The sequence below is a fragment of the Denitromonas halophila genome (assembly GCF_007625155.1).
In the GTDB taxonomy this organism is placed as follows: Bacteria; Pseudomonadota; Gammaproteobacteria; order Burkholderiales; family Rhodocyclaceae; genus Nitrogeniibacter; species Nitrogeniibacter halophilus.
The window spans coordinates 267,714-286,283 of sequence record NZ_VMNK01000003.1 but is presented as its reverse complement, the minus strand read 5'-3'; the positions used below and the strand labels follow the sequence as shown (position 1 = coordinate 286,283).

The following is an 18,570-nucleotide window of genomic DNA, read 5'->3' as shown; positions in this document are numbered from 1 at the left end:
TTACTCCATCCGCGCCGGTTCTTGGCCGGCGTTGGCGAGGCGGGCGCAAGGCCGGCCCAGCGTGGTCATCACCAGATCGTCGAGCATGGCAATGAGAAAAACCGTCGCGCCAATGGCCAGCGCCAGTTGCGGAATCCACAGCGGCGTGGCGTCCACGCCCTGCGAAATGTCACCAAAGGCGTGGGACTGCCAGGCCAGACGCAGGCTGTACCACGCCAGTGCGCCTGACACGCCGGTGCCAATCAATAGCGCGACCCACTGCAGCACGCGCTGAACGCTGCCGCCGATGCGGTCGATGAGCAGCGTGACGCGGATGTGCTCGCCATGCTTGAAGGTGTAGGCCAGCGCCAGAAAACCGCAGGCCGCCATGGCATAGCCGGCGTAGTCGTCGGTGCCGCGCAGGTAGATGCCCAGCGGGCGGGTGACGATGCCGGTGGTGACCATCACCAGCGTGGCAATCATGCCGACCGCGGCGAGCGCGCCAGCGAGTCGGTACAGGGTGTCGAGCGTTGTACGCATGCAGAATTCCCCGAAGAAATACAGCACGGGGGCGCATGGCCCCCGTCGTGGTCTTACTGCGCGGCGCGGTAGGCGTCGAGCACCGACTTGCCGTCGGCGCCGGCACGCTCAAGCCATTCGGCCGTCATCGTGTCGCCGACCTTCTTGAGATCCGCGCGCAGGGCATCGCTGGGCGGCAGCACCTGCATGCCGTTTTTCTTGAGTTGATCGACATACCACGCGGTCTTCTCTTCGGAGACCTGCCAGCCGCGGGTTTCGGCGGCGGCCGCGGCCTTGAGCAAGGCCTCGCGGGTGCCGGCGTCCAGGCCGTCAAAGACTTTCTGCGACACGAACACCATGTTTTTCGGCAGCCAGGCCTGCACATCGTAGTAGTGCGACAACTGCTCCCAGCTCTTCGAGTCGTAGCCGGTCGAGGAGGAGGTGATGTTGGCCGACACCACACCGGTGGCCAGCGCCTGAGTCAGATCGGCGGCTTGCACGGTGACCGGCTGGCCGCCCATCAGTTCGATCATGCGCGCCACGGTCGGACTGTAGGAGCGGATCTTCATGTTCTTGAAGTCACCCATCGCGGCCACGGCGCTCTTGCTGTAGATGCCCTGCGGCGGCCACGGCACGGTGAACAGCAGCTTCAGGCCGTGCTTGGCCAGACGCGCTTCGACCGCGCTGCGCGAGACCGACCACAGCTTGGCCGACTCGGCGTAGCTGGTGGCCAGAAAGGGCACGGTGTCGAGTGCGTACATGGCGTCTTCGTTGGCCAGCGAACTGATCAGCAATTCGCCGATCTGCGCCTGTCCGGCCTGCACCGCGCGCTTGATTTCCGGCCCCTTGAACAGCGCACCGCCCGGATGCACGGTGATCTTCAGCTGGCCGGCGGTGGCGCTGGCCACGTCATTGGCAAATTGCTGAATGTTCTCGGTGTGAAAGTTGGTCGCCGGGTAGGGCGTGGGCATGTCCCAGGTGGTTTGAGCCAGGGCGGCCGTGCTCAGGCCGAAGGCGGCGACGGTGGCGCACAGGGCGGAACGGAAAGGCTGGGTGGATCGCATCGGTGTCTCCTCGCGGGGCGTTCGTGCATGCGAACGCCTGGGGTTATTGGCTGCGGCACAAGGGTGTTTTCTTTTTGCCGGCCTTGCAACTTTGGTGTTTTGTCTATAATTTGTCAACAAAATATCGATGAGGTGACAACAACATGCCAAAAACTTTGCTCCCCGATGGCCGCCCCGCGCCGAGCCGCATCGTCTCTTCAGAGCACTTGGTGTCGGCCAAATCGCCCGAGCTGTCGGAGTTTGAGTACGGCATGATCGTGGCGTGGCATGGCTTTTCGCGCTGGATGATGCGCTGCATGGCCGCCGCCGGCTTCGAGGACATGACCACCATCGATGTGCTGGTGCTGCACCATGTGGTGCATCGTGAGAGCGCCAAGCGCCTCGCCGACATCTGCTTTGTGCTCAACGTCGAAGACACCCATGTGGTGTCTTACTCGCTCAAGAAGCTGCTCGCGCTCAAGCTGGTCACCAGTCATCGCAAGGGCAAGGAGGCGTTCTACAGCGCCACCGACGACGGTCGTGATGCCTGCCTGCGCTACCGTCAAGTGCGTGAGGCCTGCCTGATGCCCGGTTTCTCCGGCTCGACCGAGGAGAACGCGCACATCGGCGATCTCGCCCGCCTGCTGCGCACGCTCTCCGGGCGCTACGATCAGGCGGCCCGCGCCGCCTCGACCTCGAGCCTGTGAGCATGCGTATTCTCGATCTCGGTGACGCCGCGTTGACGGTCGAGTTCGGTGACGCCATCGATCCAGCGCTGCAGGCCCGGGTCAATGCGCTGGACGTGGCAATCGAACGCGCCCGCGCCGCGGGGCAACTCGGTGGCGTGATTGAGACCGTGCCCACCTTCCGCTCGCTGACGGTCGTCTACGATCCGCTGCTGACCCGTCGCGCCACACTTGAAGCCGCGTTGGGCGAGTTGATCGACGCGGCCGACCACGCTCCGGTCGGCGATGGCCGCCACTGGTGCCTGCCGGCCTGCTACGGCGGCGCGTTCGGGCCCGATCTGGCCGACGTGGCGGACGCCGCCGGCCTGACGCCCGAGGCCGTGATCGATGCGCACAGCACCACCGAATACGTGGTCTACATGCTCGGCTTTCTACCGGGCTTTCCTTTCATGGGCGATGTACCCGCGGCCTTGCAACTGCCCCGCCGCAGCGAGCCCCGGCTGCGCGTGCCACCCGGCAGCATTGCCATCGCCAACGGTCTCACCGCCATCTACCCCTGGGAGAGCCCCGGTGGCTGGCACTTGCTCGGCCGTTGCCCGGTGCCACTGTTCGATGCCACGCGCGATGCGCCGGCCCTGTTGGCCGCTGGCGACCGGGTACGCTTCACGCCGGTCAGTGTCGATGAATTTGACCGACTCGATGCCGAACTCAAAGCCGGTCGGCTCGATCCGCAGCAGTGGTGCTCGCCGCCCGGGGTGACATCATGAGCGCGCTCGAGATTCGGTCGCCCGGCGCGCTGGCGTCGATTCAGGACATTGGCCGTCGTGGCTGGCGGCGTATTGGGGTGCCCTGGGCCGGTACGCTGGCGCCGCAGCTATTGCGCATCGCCAACACGCTGGTCGGCAATGACGCGCTGGCGCCGGCCATCGAATGCTTCGATGGGGGCCAGCAGTTTGTCGCCCGCGAGGGCGCGGTTCGCCTCGCCGTCGCCGGCGATGCCCAGCTCGAACACCTCACCGCCGAGGGCAAGCGTTCGCTTGTCGCCTGGCGCAGCCTCACGCTGGCCGACGGCGAAACGCTGCGCGTGGTGCACACTGGCACCGGCAGATTGGCGGTGGTCGCAGTGTTCGGTCTGGCCCGCCCCTTGGTGCTCGGCAGCGCCGCCACCTATGCGCGGGCGGCGCTGGGCGGGCTGGAGGGCCGGGCGCTGCAAGTGGGCGACCGTCTGAGCGTGATCGAACCGGCGCCCACTCCGGAACACCATTTGCGTCAGCTGCCCACGCCCGACGCGGGGCCGATACGTGTCGTGCTCGGGCCGCAGGCGGATCACTTCGCGCCGGCGAGCATCGAGGCCTTTTTGAGCATGCCCTTCGAGGTCACCGCCGAGGCCGACCGCATGGGCGTGCGCCTGGCCGGCGAGGCGCTGCTGCATCGCGACGCCGCCGCGCGCGAGATCGTGTCGGATGCTGCCGTGCCCGGCGCCATCCAGGTGCCTGGCAACGGCCAGCCCATTGTGCTGCTGGCCGACGGCCACACCGCCGGCGGCTACCCGAAAATCGCCACCGTCATCACCGCCGATCTGGCGCGGCTGGCCGAGCGCAAGCCGGGCGAGGCGGTTCGCTTTGTTGCGGTGAGCGTCGCCGCGGCCGAAGACCTCGCCCGCGCGGCCGAGCAGGCGCTGCAAGCGCGCCTCGGCAACATCGTGCCGTTGGCCGGTGACGGCATGATCGACCTCGACGCGCTGTATTCCCGCAACCTGCTCAGCGGCATCATCGATGGCCGCGACGACGATGGAGACGCCGCATGAAACTCAACCTCAACGCCGACCTCGGCGAATCCTTCGGCGCCTGGTCGATGGGGGCCGACGAGGCCCTGTTGCCCATCGTCGATTCGGCCAACATCGCCTGTGGCTTCCATGCCGGTGACCCGCTGGTGATGCGCACCACCGTGCGCACCGCGCTGGCCAGCGGCACCACGCTCGGTGCCCACCCGGCCTTCCCCGATCTGCAAGGCTTCGGCCGGCGCAAGATGCACGTGTCGCCCGATGAGCTCGAAGCCCTGCTGATCTACCAGATCGCCGCGCTCGCGGGCATGGCGCAGGCCGAAGGCGGCCGCATCACCCATGTCAAACCGCATGGCGCGCTCAACAACATGGCCTGTGAAGACGCCATGTTGGCCGACGCGGTGGCCCGCGCCGTGCGCGCCTTCGACCGCAGCCTGATCCTGCTCGCACCTGCCACCTCCGAGCTTGCCACCGCCGGCGAGCGCGCCGGCTTGCCGGTGGCGCTCGAAGTCTTTGCCGACCGAGCCTACACCCCGCGTGGCACGCTGGTGCCCCGCAGCCAGCCCGGTGCGGTGCTGCATGACCCGGCCGAGTGCATCGCCCATGTCCGCCGTCTGCTTGCCGCCGGTGGTTTGGTCGCGCTCGATGGCACCGTGCTACCGACGCCGATTCACAGCATCTGCGTGCATGGCGATAATCTGGAAGCGGTTGACACCGCCCGCGCCCTGCGCGCCGCGCTGGAGGCCGACGGCCATGTTATGGTCGGCCTTCCGGACATGATTTAGGGGTTTGTCATGCGCTTGCTGATCCTCCTGCTCGCCGCTGCAGCGCTCACCGCCTGCGGCGCGGAAACCGCCACCAGCGCCGCCACGGTGGCCGCCGCCAAGGCCAAGGAAGTCGAACAGGCCCAGGCCGTGAAAGCGCAGGTGCAGACGCAACTCGATGCCGCCAATGCGCAGGCGGCAGCGCGCCTGGAAGCCGCCGAAAGGCAATAGCGCATCTGCGCCGCCGGTGCCATGGCGTGATTTGCCGCATCATGACCCGACCCGATCTCGATCTCATCATCCGGCCCGCCGGGCCGTCCGAGCTTGACGTGGTGCTCGCGCTCTACAATGTCTCGCGGGCGATGGCGGGGTGCTTCAACGGCGGTGACGCGACGCGCGTGGAATTCCTGGGGAGCATCGACGGCGAAGACGTCCATGTGGCCACGCGGGCGGACAACATCGTCGGCTTTGCCTCGGTGTGGGTGCCCGAGCGCTTCATCCACCACCTGTATGTGTCACCCGCGCACCAGCGCGCCGGTGTCGGCAGCGCCCTCTTGCGTGCCTGCGAGGCGCGCTACGGTCGCCCCCTGTCGCTCAAGTGCGTGACCCGCAACGTGCGGGCACGGTGCTTCTACGCACAACACGGCTGGCGCTGCGAGGCGGGCGGCGTCGGCGAAGACGGGCCGTGGGAGCATTGGCACTCGCCCCTGGCGTCACCGCCCGGACGTTGAGGTCAGCCGGCGCGTCCGGCGCGGCTGTGTGAGACAGGTATGGCCCCAGGTATCGCGGGGCCTTGCGGCATCCCGGTCGGGTGCGCCAAGCGCATCGCGATGGCCGATCTGCAGGGGCGCGCCTCGCGGGAAGCCGCCCGGCCCGCTGAACAGCTGACTGAAGAAGCCGCGCGTGGAGAGTTCGAACGCCTCGCCCCAGTCGGGCGGCGGTCGGAAGTCCTGACCGGCCTGGTGGTTCTGGCCGAGCCGATCATAGGCGGCCCGTTTCTCCGGGTCGGAGAACACGGCGTAGGCCTCGTTGCCCGCCTTCATGCGGGCTTCCGCGTTGGCTTCCTTCGAGATGTCCGGATGGTATTTGCGGGCCGGGCGGTGAAAGGCCTTCTTGATCTCGGCCGCAGACGCATCCCGGGAGACGCCAGAGGGTCTGGTAGTAGTCATGGAATGCGGAGCGATCGACGCGCCATCGACGAGCCATTCCCGGGCGGCGATGCGCGAGGAAGGCTGGCAACGATGACTATTACAGCATGCCGCTTAATGCCCGTCATGAAAGGCCGCCGCGTCGGCGGCACGTCGCTGCACCGTCGCGAAGGTCGACCGGCCTTGCGTCCGGGAGTCGTTGCTGAAAACCGGCAAAGGCGCCGGGCGCGGTGCGCGCCGGCTACCCCGGTGTTGGCGCCCCGGTGATCGCCGGCAGTCGGCGGCGCACATTGACCGACACCTCCATGCCCAGATAGTCACTCGGGTCGCCGGTCCAGCCGCCTGATACGGGGGCGGCCTGCTCGGGGGTGCGGGTGAAGGCGACGCGGATGAGGTCGGTGCCGCCGAACAAGGTGTTGGTCGGGTCGAAGGGCACCCAGCCGGCGCCGGGCAGGTAGACATGCAGCCAGGCGTGGGTGGCACCCGAGCCCAGGGTGCCGCCGCCCACGTCGAGACTCTGAACGCCTTGCCCCACCACCTCCAGGCCGTTGGCGCTTTCGTCGTCAAGCGCCGGATCATAGATGTAGCCGGACACAAAGCGCGCCGCCATGCCAAGGCCGCGTGCGGCTTCCATCATCAACAGCGCAAAGTCGCGGCAGGTGCCGCTGCGCAGCGCGAGCGTCTGGGCCGGGCTCTGGGTGCCCATGGCGTCGCGGGGGGCGTAGCTGAAATCGGCGCGGATGAACTGGTTGATATTGGACAGCACGTCGCGGGTGTGGATGGTGCCGCGCTGTGGCATGAAGCCGGCAACCCAGTCGCGCACGATGGCGGCGTCGTTCGGGTATTGCAGGGCGAGGAAGCCGGAGAGGTTGAGTTGATCGTCGGGCGCGTACTCGAAGGGGTAGTTTTCGGCGGCCGGGTCCACCGGCAGTTCATGGTTTTTTACCCCCAGATGCTCAATGGCAAAGCGCGCCGTAAAGCTCAGCGTGTCGGCCGGCACCAGAGGTTCGACCACCGCCACGGAGTTGGAAAAGACGTCGTGGATCCAGTGTTGCCGGCAGTGGGGAGAGGCGGTTAGATCGGCGTACAGCACGCGGATGTCATGCGCTGCGCGGGGGTGAAACGCGACCCGGTGGGTGCCGAATGTCACCTCCTTGGCGTAGCGATAGGTGGTGACGTGCTCAACTTCAAGGATGACGGACATGGGGCGAACCAGCAAAAAAGTGATGCCCATCATCGCTGATTGCGTTGGGATCTTGAAGCGCCGGCAGGAAATAGCGCACGGGTGGGGTCGCTGTGGCGAGCCGGCGCCGACTCAATGCGGGCTTATGGCGCGGTTGCGATCAAGGCCTTGGCATGCCCGACGACGCGCAGGCTTGGCCTTGCTCGTCCAGGCAGGACAGCCCCGGCGGAAACAGGCCGTTTTCGCCATGTCGGGCGAGGGTTTCCGGGTCGGGCAGGCATTGCAGTTTGCCCTTGTCCGAGGGCAGAGGCGTGCCGTTGAGCACATGCGAGAGCATGAACACCTGCGTGAAGGTGGTGAAGCGCTCGTTGTAGATGGCGTTGTGATCGGGGATGACTTTTTCGCCGGTCTTGACCACCAGGAAGGGGTAGTTTGCAGCGTAGCTTGCGCTTCCCGAGGGGCTCGGAACGGCCTTCAAGCTGAGGGGGTTTTTGCTCGGGTCGTCATCGCCGCCGTATTGATTCTGGCCGGCCTGAACCGCGAAGACGCCGCCCATGAGTTGCAGCAAACCTTGCTGTCCCCAGTTGGCGGTGGGTTCGAGGTAGGGGCAGCCGCAGTCGGAGGTGTCGACGACGTGCGGTGGGGTGCCGCCAGTGGTTTCGTCGATCAGGTCGTGGGTGATATAGCGCGCGTTGTGGCCGATGGTCTGGCGCATGCTGGCGAGCTGTGCGGGCGACTTCGCGTGCTGCAGCACGGAGTTCATCGCGCGGCCGGCGGGGAAGGCCAGCCGGGTGGCGGCGTCGGCCTCGGAGGTGACAATCATCATTGTCGGGCGCTGGGTCGGCTCGTAGCAGCGCTGGGTGGCGATATGAAACAGCGGCTCGTAGAGCGAGCCTTCAAAGGCGGGATTGACCAGCATCACGAAGTCGCCAAAGCTTTTGACCTTGACGTATTGCGTGCCGGCGGCGGCGTCGCCGGTGCGCGCGGCGCGTTCCATCAGGGCGTGGGACAGGGCGGAGTAAACCACCAGGCCGCCGAAGCTGTGGCCGGTGATGACCAGTTGCGTGCGGAGCGGGTCGGCGGTTTTGCCGAACTGGCGGCTGTCGCGGTAGTCATTGAGGCGGGTGAGGAGTTCGAACACGCCGCCACGGCCGACCCGCGCTGCGGTGTCCTTGCGCGACCAGAACGACAGGTTGTTGAGCGCCGTGCCAAAGGGCAGTCCGCGCCAGCCCAGATAGACGCCGACCACGGCGCGCTGGGTGGCGGGGTCATCGCTGCGGATTTTTTTCTCGGCCAGATCAAGCCGTTCGACCAGCCGCGAGAAACACACCACGTTGTTGTCGCAGGGGCTGGCGTTGTGCTTCCAGCCGTGGGCGTAGACGTAGATCAGCGTCTCGCGGCTCTTGCGTTTGAGGTCGGCGAGTAGTGTGAACAGGGCGTCCATCTGGCGGCGGTCGGCGAACCAGCCCTGATCGTCGAACTCGACGAAAGAGAGGAAATAATCGCCTTTGTCTGCCGGATCGGCGGCGCCGGTCTTGTCGCGGAAGGTGCTGGTGTAGTGGCGGTGCTGGAGCGCCGGGGCGGGAAGGGTGGTGTTGGCCGTTTCGCAGGGCGGCAGCGTCGTTGGCGCTGCACTGCCATCGGTCAGCAGGGCCGACACTTCGCAATCGACCCCCGTCGGCGCAGACCCCGCCGGAAGGGCGACGCGGTAGGGCGTGAATTGCGCACACCCCGACAGCAGCAGGCTGATCAACAGCAGGCCCAGAAGGCGTAGATGGGTCATGCGCGTTCCCCCGAATCAGATGGCGCTTCTGAGACTTTCCCCTGATGCGACTTGACCGTAACACGAAGGGCGGGGTGGCGGTGGTATTGAGCGGCGCCCCGCTTGAGGCCCGACCGGACGCGATGTGGGGTTTGAGTTTCCGCGTTTTCAAGCGATAGGGATCGGGCCGCCCGGTGGCGCGGTGGGGCTCAGGCGGCGGTGGCGCGGGGCTTGACGCCCTTCAGTGCCTGGTAGATCTGGTCAGGCTTGAAGGGCTTGCGGATAAAGCCGTTGATGCCCACGCTGACCAGTGCGGCAATCTTTTCGCGGTCGGTCTCGCCAGTGAGCATGACCACCGGCGTGCCTTTGTCGGTCTCGCGTAGTTGGGTGACGAAGGCTTCGCCACTCATCTTGGGCATGTTCTGATCACACAGCACCACATCGAAGGCGGTGCTCTGGCAGACGGACAGGGCTTGTTCGCCGTTGTTGGCTTGATGCACTTCAAAGCCGGCGTCACGGCCAATGGCCGACACCAGCGCCCGAATGGCGTCCATGTCGTCGACGATCAGCAATTTGCGGGGAGGCATCGTGGCGTACCTGTTGCGAAAGAAAGGATGCGTCGATTAACGGCGAGTCAACAATCGGACTTTAGGCGTAGATGCACGGTGGGTGCGCGTGTTGAAGCGCGCAGCAGGAGCCGGGTGCGTGGCTATACTGTGTCTCATATGCAAAAACACTGGGACGGCGCCAGCCCCGCGCTGCAATCGCCCGAAAAAGGAGACTCGATGAGACTGCACCGTGTTGCCGCCGTGATGCTGGCTGGCTGGATTCTGGGAGGGTGCGCGCTGGCGCCGTCGGTGAAGTCGGTGCCGCTGGCCGACGCGCTGGAGCAGCAGGCGTCGGCGGGGCCGTTGGCGCTGGTGTCGGGCGAGGTGCTCACCAGTAATGACGCGGCCTTCGCCGCCAAGCTGCGGGCGATCGAGTCGGCCACGCAAAGCCTCGACCTGGCCTACTACATCTTCGCGGACGACTACACCTCCGCACGGCTCAGCCAGGCCCTCATCGATGCCGCCGGGCGCGGTGTGCAGGTGCGGCTGCTGGTGGATTATTTCAGCGCCTACAAAGACCTCGACCGTTTCAGCTGGCTGGAGCAGGCCGGGCGTGGGCGTATCGCCGTGCGGTTCTACAATCGGCCGACGGTCGAGATCATCAAGGATGCGGCCTTCCTCACGCTCAGCTGCGCCGATGTGGGCGCGACGGGCAGCGCCTGCGACGAGGCCAAGCTGACCGAGGTTGGCCGCCGTTTTGCCCCCGGCGCGGCGGGCGCGCCGAGCGTGCTCAACCGCAGCGTGGCCGGTTCGGGGGTGTTCCTGTCGGGGTTGTATGGCAAGCACGCCAAGCTGATGGCCTACGCCGTGACCCGCGGGCAGGCAATCGACGCCGACGCGCTGGCGGCCGGCGCGGGCAGCGCCAACGCCGATCAGACCGCCAGGCTCAAGGAACTGGGCAAACTCTATTTCCGTGCGCGCTACATCGGTGGCGTGGACGGTTTGGCGGCCAAGTTCAAGCTCGCCGTGGTTCGCCTGGCCTTTGCCGAGCAGGTCAATCCGGTGTTCGATGCGGTGAGCAGCTATTTGCCGCTGGCACGCCAGAACGATGCGCTGGCCCAGCGCGACTGGGACTATCTCACCGAGTTCCTGCACCACAAATTCCTGCTGGCCGACGGGCGCACGCTGGTGCTGGGCGGGCGCAACGTGGCCGACGAATACCACATGTCGCCCAACCCGCTGGCCGACAAGTACATCTTCATGGATACCGATGTGGCGCTGACACTGGCCGATCGCACGCCTGCGCTGACCGCCAGCTTTGACCGCCTGTGGGGGCTGAGCAGCATGGTGGCCCGGCTGGACGAGGTGCGCCAGCACGCGCCCAATGAGCTGCTGGCAAACTTCGGTGTGGTCGAGGCGGCGCAAGCGGCTTGCAGCCAGGGCAAGGATGCGGCCTGTGTCGATCGCTATCTTGAGAAGCATTTCGTGCCCGTGTCGGCGCGGCTGGATGCCGTTGGTGAGCAGCATCGCGCGCGCCTGAAAACCTACGCGCGCAACTATCGCCCGAGCGTGGCGCCGAAACCCTTGCGGATCGACGCCGGTGCCCGGATCGACTACCTGGAGAATCTGCCGATCGCGAAGGGGGAACGCAGCTATGGCGCTCGGCACGACCACGAAGCGGCGTCGAGCAAGCATATTCAGGCCCTGTGGCGTGCTGCCTTGCGCGAGGCGTGCGCCGCGCCGGTCACCGCACGCCAGCCGGTGATCATTCACAACGCCTATTTCTTCTTGCCGGCCAATCTGCTGCAAGACGTCGCAGCCATGCTCGACGGGCGTCGCGCGTGTGCGAGTGTGGATCTCACCTTGCTGACCAATTCGCTGGCCACCACCGACCTGAACATCGTCAATTTGCTGGCGGTCTGGCAGCTCAAGGCGCTTGCCGATCATCTCAAGGACACCGGGTCGGCCGAGGGCGCTGCCACGCTGCGCTATCTTGAGTATCAAAAGGGCGACGATGCGCGACTGTCGCTGCACTCAAAAGTGATGGTGTTCGGCCCGGACATCTTCATCGGCTCCGCCAACGCCGATGTGCGCAGCCTGATGATGGATAGCAACAATGGGGTCTATGTCCGCAATGCGCCGCAGTTCGTCGCCCGCTATGTCGAAAGTCTGCAGGCGCTGATCACCACGCCAGGCAAAGTGGCCAACAACACCGCCCTGATCGGCCGTGACGCGGCGACGCTCGCGGTGGAGATGAATGATCTTGTGGATCAGTTGCTTGCCCGCTATGCCGGCGAGGATCGCCTCGACGACACCCAGCGGCGCGATCTGAAGGCGCGCATTCTGGCCACTACTGAGCGGGTCTACGCCTTGTCGCGGCGGATCATGCAGGGCGACGCGGCGGCCGCCGACGAATTCAACGCCTTGTTCAAGGCAATCTGACCGCCTGCGCCAGCTGCGCCTGCCAGGGCGCGGCCGTAAGGCGCTCGACAAACCACTGCAGCGCGCGGCCGTCGTGGTCGCGGCGCCAGGCCAGATGCAGCGGCTCCTGGAGGCGACTGGCATCGGTCTGACGCCTGACCAGCCGGCCGTCAGCCAGTGCCTCGGCCGCCAGAAAGTAGGGCAGATGGCCCACGCCCAGGCCGGCAATCTGCGCCTCGAGCTTGGCGTGATGGTCCGGCACCACCAGCGTGTCCTGACCGATCACCATCCCCGCGCTGCGCGCCTGCATGGTGCGCGTCGTATCGGCCAGCACCACTGCGCGATGCTGGCTTAATTCCTGTGCGCTCAGTGGTTCCGGCAGGGCGGCCAGCGGATGATCCGGCGCCATGCAGAAGATCATCGCGGCCTCGCCCAGCGGCCGGGAGACGAAACGGGTGTCGCGCGGCGCCTCGCCCGAGGCCCCCACCACCAGATCCGCGCGGCCGGCGCCGAGCGCATCCCAACTCCCCGCCAGCACCTCACCGCTGAAGCGCAAGCGTGTGCCGTGGTTCGCCGCGTCGAAGTCCCGAATGAGCGGCAGCATCAGCGCGAAAGGCACCAGCGCGTTGAGCGCGATACGCAGCTCCACCTCCCAGCCGGTCGCCACCCGTTTGGCGCGGCACTCCAGCGCGTCGGCGGCTGCGAGTAGCTGGCGACCGTCGGTAAGCAGCGAGCGACCGGCTGGGGTCAGCAGGGCGCGCCGGCCGACACGCTCGAAGATGGCGTAGCCCAGATCGTCCTCCAGTCGCCGTACGGCGTGGGTCAGCGCCGAAGGCACACGATGCAGTTGTCGCGCCGCCGCGGCAAAGCTGCCGGCGGTGTCGATGGCGTCGAGCATGAGCAGGGCGTCGAGGGTGAGTTTCATGTTGAATCTAGCTCAACAAATTGATCAAAATTTGTCGGTTTTTATTATCGATGGCTTTCCTGATAATGCATTCACAGTGAAGTAAATTCAATTGCGGCGTTGCCAAAGTCGGCCATTGCGCTGGCGGGTGATGCCCCGACAGGAGAAATCATCATGAAGAAAATCGCCATCGTGTATCACAGTGGCTACGGCCACACCGCCCGCCAGGCCGAACATGTCGCCAAAGGCGCCGCCTCGGTCGACGGCGTGCAAGTGCAGCAGATCGGCGCCGACGCGGTCGACGCCCACTGGGACGACCTGGCCGCCGCCGACGCCATCATCTTCGGCGCCCCGACCTACATGGGCAGCGTGTCCGCCCCGTTCAAGACCTTCATGGACGCCAGTTCAAAGGTGTGGTTCGGCCAGGGCTGGAAAGACAAGCTCGCCGCCGGTTTCACCAACTCGGCCTCGCAGTCGGGCGACAAGCTCAACGCGCTGGTGCAGCTGTCGGTCTTCGCCGCCCAGCACAGCATGACCTGGGTAAACCTCGGCCTGATGCCGGGCAACAACCACAGCAAAGGCTCGGTCGAAGACCTCAACCGCCTCGGCGGACAGCTCGGCGCCATGGCGCAATCGAACTCCGACCAGGGCGCCGAGGCCATGCAGGACTCCGACCTGCGCACCGCCGAGCATCTTGGCGCGCGCGTGGCCCAACTGGCGCTGCGGATGGGGTGATCGTCTGCTGCAGCCTTGAATGAAGAACGGCCCCGCCATGTTGGTGGGGCCGTTTTGCGTCTGGGCTTGGCGCGGGCTTTTTTTGGAGAGACTGGGCAGCTTAGGTTGGGTGCTTGTTTCCGAAACGGGCCGAGCGGTTTATGCTGAATGCGTTCGAGTGGGAATGTCGTATTTCAAGACCTGACCCCGACGATTCACCGAGCTCGGAGACGAAGGCGGCGATGGTGGTGAAGTGCGGGCAGCTGTCGCCGGAGACGGCCATGAACAGCACGTTGTGAGCACAGGCGGCAGCGATGGTGCGTGAGCTGCTCAAGCCGCGCGAATAACCGAGCAACACGATCTTGAGGAGCACCGCCGGATCGAAAGCAGGCGCGCCGCAGGCATCGTTGCAAAAGCGCTCGCGAAGCGCGGACAGATCAAGCTCGTGATCGACCAGATGACACAGCGCAAACTCGAAGGAGCCGGGCACGACCTGCGCCGCAAAATCCACCGGGACCATCTTCAGGCCGTAGTCGGGTGTCTTGAAGCGTGGCATCGCGAGACTCCGCAAAGGCGATGCCTGATTATACGAAAAGCATTATCTGGCAGGGGCGGGGTGAGGAGGTTTTTCTACAGCCTCAACGCCAAGGTAAGCGGCGGCTGGTGTGGAGCGGCGTTTGCGCAATCATGGCGAAGCCATGCGCAAAAAGCCGCGGAGCACCAGACGTCCGAGTGAGCGTAAGCGAACGGCTTGACCGCATTGTTAGCTGCCTCTCGCCACTGTGAGGCTGTATTTCGGTGATGCCTTCTTGTTGTTGAACTCGGGTAGTTCACCGTGCTCTTCAACGAACCGAGCCATGCACTCGTACTCAAATTTTGCCACCTCGCCCATTACGCGAAGATCGCCCGGCTCATTCGACGTTACCGAACACTCGAAAGAAGCCACTGCCACGAATAGCTGTTTGAGAAGTGCATCGTAATCTTGATGCTTGTACCGAACCCGATCTGCCCCGCCATGCTTTGGGGCGCCAACCCAAGTGCGATCAAACTGCTGCAGCCTACCTTTCAGCCCAGCTTTGGAGTTGGTCATTCCGATGTACACCACTTCATTCCGCCAGGAGAACGGTTCACCGTGCTCTATGCCAAGGCCGATCGCGCAAACGTAAATGCCTGGATAGCGGACTCCAGCAAGTTCGTTGCGCTTCGACCAAACACTCCAATTTGAGAATCGTTCTTCGAACATTTACACAGCTAACGTAGAGCTAAACGGCCGCCGGAGCGCGAAGCGCGGAGGGAACCAAAATGCGTAGCGTTTTGGCGGTCCGATTTGAGCGCCGTGTTAGAGCTGGATTTTTCCATAATGTACCTATTTGTTATTTGCGCGCAATTCCTTGACACCAAAAAACAAACTAGCCAAGCACATTGCAACACAGAAGCCAATCCCGGCTGCGTATATTGAAACCCACAACTCGAAATTGGTCGGATCGGTGCTGAGGGGTATTAACGTGACACCCCCTCTGCCACCAACTCGCAGAACTCCGCTCTCCAAACCCGCCTGGCGCTCATGATAAAGAGCGAGAGCCCCTGCCGCAGAAAATGCAGCGCCGAAGAACATCGAACGCGCTGATATGGTTGAGGCAATCATTGGAAAGCTCTAACGTGGAGCTAACCGGCGCTGTGCGGCTTTATCGCGCAGCGTCCAGCGACCGAAGGGAGCGAGGTTGAGCGCATTGTTATGCCCTTGAGCTCAGAAGCTCTGCAATTTCTTGCGCTATTTCTTCGATGGTGTGCGTTGCCGTGCTTCGGGCAACTTTGTCGGCTAGGGAGGGACTGAAATCCACAACCTGTTGTTTAGTGATGTTGTGCCAGATTGGCAACAGTACTTGTTCACCAGATACTGTTTTTGTCACAATTCCATCAAGCTCGTAGTTCGTCCAACCTTTTCTAATAAAGGATGGCGATAGCACGACTAGACCTACTCTACTATTTGCTAGCCCCTTGTCGATTTTTTGTCTCAGGCTATCCCCAATTCTGAGAGTCATTTCGTCATACCAAACGTTGAGTCCTTTCCCGACTAGGGCATTGGCTAACGGCCGAACAAAATTATCCTTGTCTTCCGATGCATGAGAAATGAATACGTCGTGGGTTTCTCCACCAGATTCTGTTGGTGGGGGAACGTTTTGACGAACAAGGCTTGGAATTTCCGACAAAGGCCGTTCTTGTATTTCAGGTAAGAGACCAGGGAGAACCCGAACCGATGCATTTGTGCTGCCCTGTAGCCCTTGCATGTCAACTACTACGTACCAATGACCAGAACTTGTGATTTGTAGCCGAATAGGTGAACGCTTGGCTAGCCCCCCGATAAAGCGATGACGTCTGCCGTTTTTATAATTTGAAAACTCGGAGCTTGTCATCAGGCGAACATTGGCACCGCTTGTTAACGTCACCTCCACGATTTCGCCACTTTTTCGACTTCCAAGGTCATATTGAAGAAAGTTCAAAGTGTTTCTCCTGTGTTGGCATAACGTTGTAGGTAAGGGGCGCTGCGCGGCGCTCTATCGCGCAGCATCCAGCGACCGCAGGGAGCGGCCTTGACCGGAATGTTAGGTGTGACCATAACGGGTGGCCAACTCAGAGCAAGCTGCAGAAAACAAGGAATAGTATTTTTCCTCGGCTTCAGGTGAGCCAAGGCTTTCAAGTAAGAGCTGAAGAGCGGGGAATGTTTCTGAAGCAGCAAAATTACTCAGTTCTTGAAGAGATGTAGGGTGTAACTCAAATACTGGCTCGAGAGTGCCTGAGTTTCTAATGGCATAGTCGATAACCCATAGGCAATAAACCGCTTTCTCGACAGAAGGAAGTGAGTCATAACCCTTGGCGGCTTTGTTTTGAATAACTACATCGCCTGTATCCAGTAGCCACGTTTCGTAGTCGATCACTGCAGACACCTAACTGTTAAGTAGACGACAAAACGGCGTGTACACGATTTATGCGACAGGTGGAGAATCTGGATTCCTCTCTCAACCTATTGATTTTATTTGCAGTAGATGCTGATGTTGCCGTCGCAATGTCGGATAAGACTTTTAGCACGTCACTTCTCCTCGCTTTCGCCAGCTTGCCGAAACACCCAACAGAGGCCGCAAAAAAGCCCCGACGCCAGCCCGTCCACACCCCCACCAGATATCCACAGAGATTAAACCCGACCGCCCCGTAAACGGCAAGCGCCACCCACAAGGGATGCCTGCATCCCCTTCGGGTGGCGCACCATCCAGCAGTCATTCGGGATCAAGTCTTGAAACCCAATAGGTCAGACCCGGCCAGCGCTACCCCGCCTGAATCAGCGGCGGCTCATCCATCAATGCGATCTGTTCGCGCAGATTCAGGATGTGGTCTTGCCAGTAGCGGGGGCTGTCGAACCAGCTGAAGGCGTGGGGGAAGGCAGGGTCGTGCCAGCGCTGGGCGATCCAGGCGGCGTAGTGGATGAGGCGCAGGGTGCGCAGGGCTTCGGCGAGGTGGCGCTCGGCGGGGTTGAAGTCGTGGAACTGACGATAGCCTTCGAGCACGACGTCGAATTGCCGGCGTTGCTGGTCGGGTTCGCCGGAGAGCAGCATCCACAGGTCTTGCATGGCGGGGCCGCTGCGGGCGTCGTCGAAGTCGACGAAGTGCGGGCCGTCGGGCGTCCACAGGACGTTGCCGCCGTGGCAGTCGCCGTGCAGGCGGATCTGGGCGACCGGGCCGGCGCGGTCGAAGCAGCGCTGGACGCCTTCGAGCGCCTGGTCGACTACGCTGCGCCAGCTGGTTTCGAGTTCCATCGGCAGATAGGGCGTGGCGAGCACGGCGTCGCGCGCGTCGAAACCGTAGGTCTGCACATTGATGGCGGGGCGGTGTTCGAAGGGCCGCATGGCGCCGACGGCGTGGATGCGGGCCATGAAGCGGCCCATCCAGCGCAGCACGTCTTCGTCTTCAAGCTCGGGCGCGCGGCCGCTGCGTCGCGGGAAAATGGCGATGCGGAAGCCGCCGGCGGTGTTGAGCGTGTTGCCGTTGATCGTCAGTGGCGCAACGACCGGGATTTCGCGCTCGGCCAGTTCGGCCAGAAAGCGGTGCTCCTCGCCGATGGCCGCGTCGCTCCAGCGCTCGGGCCGGTAGAACTTGGCGATGACCGGCGGCTTGTCGTAGATGCCGACCTGAAATACCCGGTTTTCGTAGCTGTTGAGCGCCAGCACGCTGCCGTCGCAATCGAGCCCGAGTGCTTCGAGGGCGTCGAGCAGGTGCTCCGGGGTGAGCGTGGCGAAGGGCGCGTCGAGATCGCTCATGAGCGTTCTTCGGTTGGGTCGGGCGAGTAGGGCTCGCGCAGGTCGACGGGTTTTTGGGCCTTTTTGCGCATGCGCAGGTTGAGCATTTCGACGGTGACCGAGAAGGCCATGGCGAAGTAGATGTAGCCCTTGGGCACATGGTTGCCGAAGCCGTCGGCGATGAGCACGACGCCAACCACCAGCAGGAAGGACAACGCGAGCATCTTGATGGTGGGGTGCTCGGAGACGAATTCGCCGATGGGTTTGGCGAAGAACATCATCAGCCCCACCGAGGCGACCACGGCGGCAATCATCACGCCCAGGTGATTGACCATGCCGATGGCGGTGATGATGGAGTCGAGCGAGAACACCAGGTCGATGACGATGATCTGCGCGATGACGGCGGCAAAGGTGCTGGCCACCGCCTTGGAGGCGCTGCCTTCTTCGCCCTCGAGTAGTTGGTGCACTTCGCCGGTGCTCTTCCACACCAGGAACAGGCCGCCGGAGACGAGAATCAGGTCGCGCCCCGAGAGGCCGTGCTCGATGATCGGCACTGTGAACAGCGGCTCGGTCATGCCGGCCAGCCAGGACAGTGCGGCGAGTAGGGCGATGCGCATGAACATGGCGAGGAACAGGCCCAGCCGGCGCGCAAAGTCGCGGCGCTCGCGGGGGAGTTTGTCGACCAGGATCGAGATGAAAATGATGTTGTCGATGCCCAGCACCAGCTCCAGCGCGGTGAGGGTGAAGAAGGCGACGATCAACTGCGGGTCGGTGAAAATTTCGAGCATGGAATCCTCAATGGCGGCGTTGCCGGCCCCTGCCGACAA

21 protein-coding genes are annotated in these 18,570 nt (G+C 63.8%); 8 read left to right on the top strand and 13 right to left on the bottom strand.

Going from position 1 to position 18,570, the window contains the following annotated elements; genetic code table 11:
* Nucleotides 1-519 carry a TRAP transporter small permease gene (locus FHP91_RS03475; RefSeq protein ID WP_144308259.1) on the bottom strand — a complete coding sequence of 173 codons (519 nt, stop codon included), beginning with the start codon at nt 517-519 and terminating at the stop codon, nt 1-3.
* Between the two features lie 53 nt (nt 520-572).
* The gene (locus FHP91_RS03470) at nt 573-1,562 is read right to left on the bottom strand and encodes a TRAP transporter substrate-binding protein (RefSeq protein ID WP_144308258.1); all 990 of its coding nucleotides are present in this window, start codon (nt 1,560-1,562) and stop codon (nt 573-575) included.
* A 143-nt stretch (nt 1,563-1,705) separates the two neighbouring features.
* Between FHP91_RS03470 and FHP91_RS03465 the strand changes: the two genes are divergently transcribed.
* From FHP91_RS03465 to FHP91_RS03440, 6 genes are read left to right on the top strand one after another with little or no spacing between them, the layout of a single operon-like run.
* Nucleotides 1,706-2,248 carry a winged helix DNA-binding protein gene (locus tag FHP91_RS03465; RefSeq protein WP_144308257.1) on the top strand — a complete coding sequence of 181 codons (543 nt, stop codon included), beginning with the start codon at nt 1,706-1,708 and terminating at the stop codon, nt 2,246-2,248.
* A gap of 2 nt (nt 2,249-2,250) precedes the next feature.
* The gene (gene pxpB / locus FHP91_RS03460; protein ID WP_246116207.1) at nt 2,251-2,994 is read left to right on the top strand and encodes a 5-oxoprolinase subunit PxpB; all 744 of its coding nucleotides are present in this window, start codon (nt 2,251-2,253) and stop codon (nt 2,992-2,994) included.
* Entirely contained in the window at nt 2,991-4,034 is a 1,044-nt protein-coding gene (locus FHP91_RS03455) for a 5-oxoprolinase subunit C family protein (protein WP_144308255.1), read from the top strand. The genes pxpB and FHP91_RS03455 overlap by 4 nt, the downstream gene beginning before the upstream one ends.
* A complete protein-coding gene (locus FHP91_RS03450; RefSeq protein WP_144308254.1) occupies nt 4,031-4,795 on the top strand; it encodes a LamB/YcsF family protein in 765 nt (254 codons plus the stop codon). The genes FHP91_RS03455 and FHP91_RS03450 overlap by 4 nt, the downstream gene beginning before the upstream one ends.
* A 9-nt stretch (nt 4,796-4,804) precedes the next feature.
* Nucleotides 4,805-5,005: a hypothetical protein gene (locus tag FHP91_RS03445; RefSeq protein WP_144308253.1), complete on the top strand. Its 201-nt coding sequence runs from the start codon at nt 4,805-4,807 to the stop codon at nt 5,003-5,005.
* Between the two features lie 41 nt (nt 5,006-5,046).
* Nucleotides 5,047-5,505, top strand: a complete 459-nt coding sequence (locus FHP91_RS03440; RefSeq protein WP_144308252.1) for a GNAT family N-acetyltransferase — start codon at nt 5,047-5,049, stop codon at nt 5,503-5,505.
* Here FHP91_RS03440 and FHP91_RS03435 read toward each other — a convergent pair.
* From FHP91_RS03435 to FHP91_RS03420, 4 genes are all read right to left on the bottom strand, one after another.
* A complete protein-coding gene (locus FHP91_RS03435; protein WP_246116206.1) occupies nt 5,488-5,943 on the bottom strand; it encodes a DnaJ domain-containing protein in 456 nt (151 codons plus the stop codon). The genes FHP91_RS03440 and FHP91_RS03435 overlap by 18 nt on opposite strands.
* Before the next feature lie 220 nt (nt 5,944-6,163).
* Nucleotides 6,164-7,126, bottom strand: coding sequence for a transglutaminase family protein (locus tag FHP91_RS03430; protein WP_144308251.1), 963 nt, complete (start codon nt 7,124-7,126; stop codon nt 6,164-6,166).
* 139 nt (nt 7,127-7,265) lie between these two features.
* Nucleotides 7,266-8,888, bottom strand: a complete 1,623-nt coding sequence (locus FHP91_RS03425; protein WP_144308250.1) for a hypothetical protein — start codon at nt 8,886-8,888, stop codon at nt 7,266-7,268.
* A gap of 188 nt (nt 8,889-9,076) precedes the next feature.
* Entirely contained in the window at nt 9,077-9,454 is a 378-nt protein-coding gene (locus FHP91_RS03420; RefSeq protein ID WP_144308249.1) for a response regulator, read from the bottom strand.
* A gap of 198 nt (nt 9,455-9,652) precedes the next feature.
* Between FHP91_RS03420 and FHP91_RS03415 the strand changes: the two genes are divergently transcribed.
* Complete coding sequence (locus FHP91_RS03415) at nt 9,653-11,857, top strand: phospholipase D-like domain-containing protein (protein ID WP_144308248.1); 2,205 nt, start codon at nt 9,653-9,655, stop codon at nt 11,855-11,857.
* Here the strand turns inward: FHP91_RS03415 and FHP91_RS03410 are convergent.
* Nucleotides 11,844-12,761, bottom strand: coding sequence for a LysR family transcriptional regulator (locus FHP91_RS03410; RefSeq protein WP_144308247.1), 918 nt, complete (start codon nt 12,759-12,761; stop codon nt 11,844-11,846). The genes FHP91_RS03415 and FHP91_RS03410 overlap by 14 nt on opposite strands.
* A gap of 153 nt (nt 12,762-12,914) precedes the next feature.
* On the opposite strand from FHP91_RS03410, the gene FHP91_RS03405 reads away from it, so the two are divergent.
* Nucleotides 12,915-13,475, top strand: coding sequence for a flavodoxin family protein (locus tag FHP91_RS03405; RefSeq protein ID WP_144174180.1), 561 nt, complete (start codon nt 12,915-12,917; stop codon nt 13,473-13,475).
* A 100-nt stretch (nt 13,476-13,575) separates the two neighbouring features.
* Here FHP91_RS03405 and FHP91_RS03400 read toward each other — a convergent pair whose 3' ends face one another.
* From FHP91_RS03400 to FHP91_RS03375, 6 genes are all read right to left on the bottom strand, one after another.
* On the bottom strand, nt 13,576-14,010 hold the full coding sequence (locus tag FHP91_RS03400) for a transposase (RefSeq protein ID WP_222105096.1): 435 nt from the start codon (nt 14,008-14,010) through the stop codon (nt 13,576-13,578).
* Between the two features lie 207 nt (nt 14,011-14,217).
* Nucleotides 14,218-14,697: a hypothetical protein gene (locus FHP91_RS03395; RefSeq protein WP_144308246.1), complete on the bottom strand. Its 480-nt coding sequence runs from the start codon at nt 14,695-14,697 to the stop codon at nt 14,218-14,220.
* 490 nt (nt 14,698-15,187) lie between these two features.
* Nucleotides 15,188-15,955, bottom strand: a complete 768-nt coding sequence (locus FHP91_RS03390; protein WP_144308245.1) for a DUF1883 domain-containing protein — start codon at nt 15,953-15,955, stop codon at nt 15,188-15,190.
* Between the two features lie 102 nt (nt 15,956-16,057).
* On the bottom strand, nt 16,058-16,390 hold the full coding sequence (locus FHP91_RS03385) for a hypothetical protein (protein WP_144308244.1): 333 nt from the start codon (nt 16,388-16,390) through the stop codon (nt 16,058-16,060).
* A 384-nt stretch (nt 16,391-16,774) separates the two neighbouring features.
* The gene (locus FHP91_RS03380; protein ID WP_144308243.1) at nt 16,775-17,764 is read right to left on the bottom strand and encodes a serine/threonine protein kinase; all 990 of its coding nucleotides are present in this window, start codon (nt 17,762-17,764) and stop codon (nt 16,775-16,777) included.
* On the bottom strand, nt 17,761-18,531 hold the full coding sequence (locus FHP91_RS03375) for a TerC family protein (RefSeq protein ID WP_144308242.1): 771 nt from the start codon (nt 18,529-18,531) through the stop codon (nt 17,761-17,763). Before FHP91_RS03375 ends, FHP91_RS03380 begins: the two co-directional genes overlap by 4 nt.
* Between the last annotated feature and the right edge of the window lie 39 nt (nt 18,532-18,570).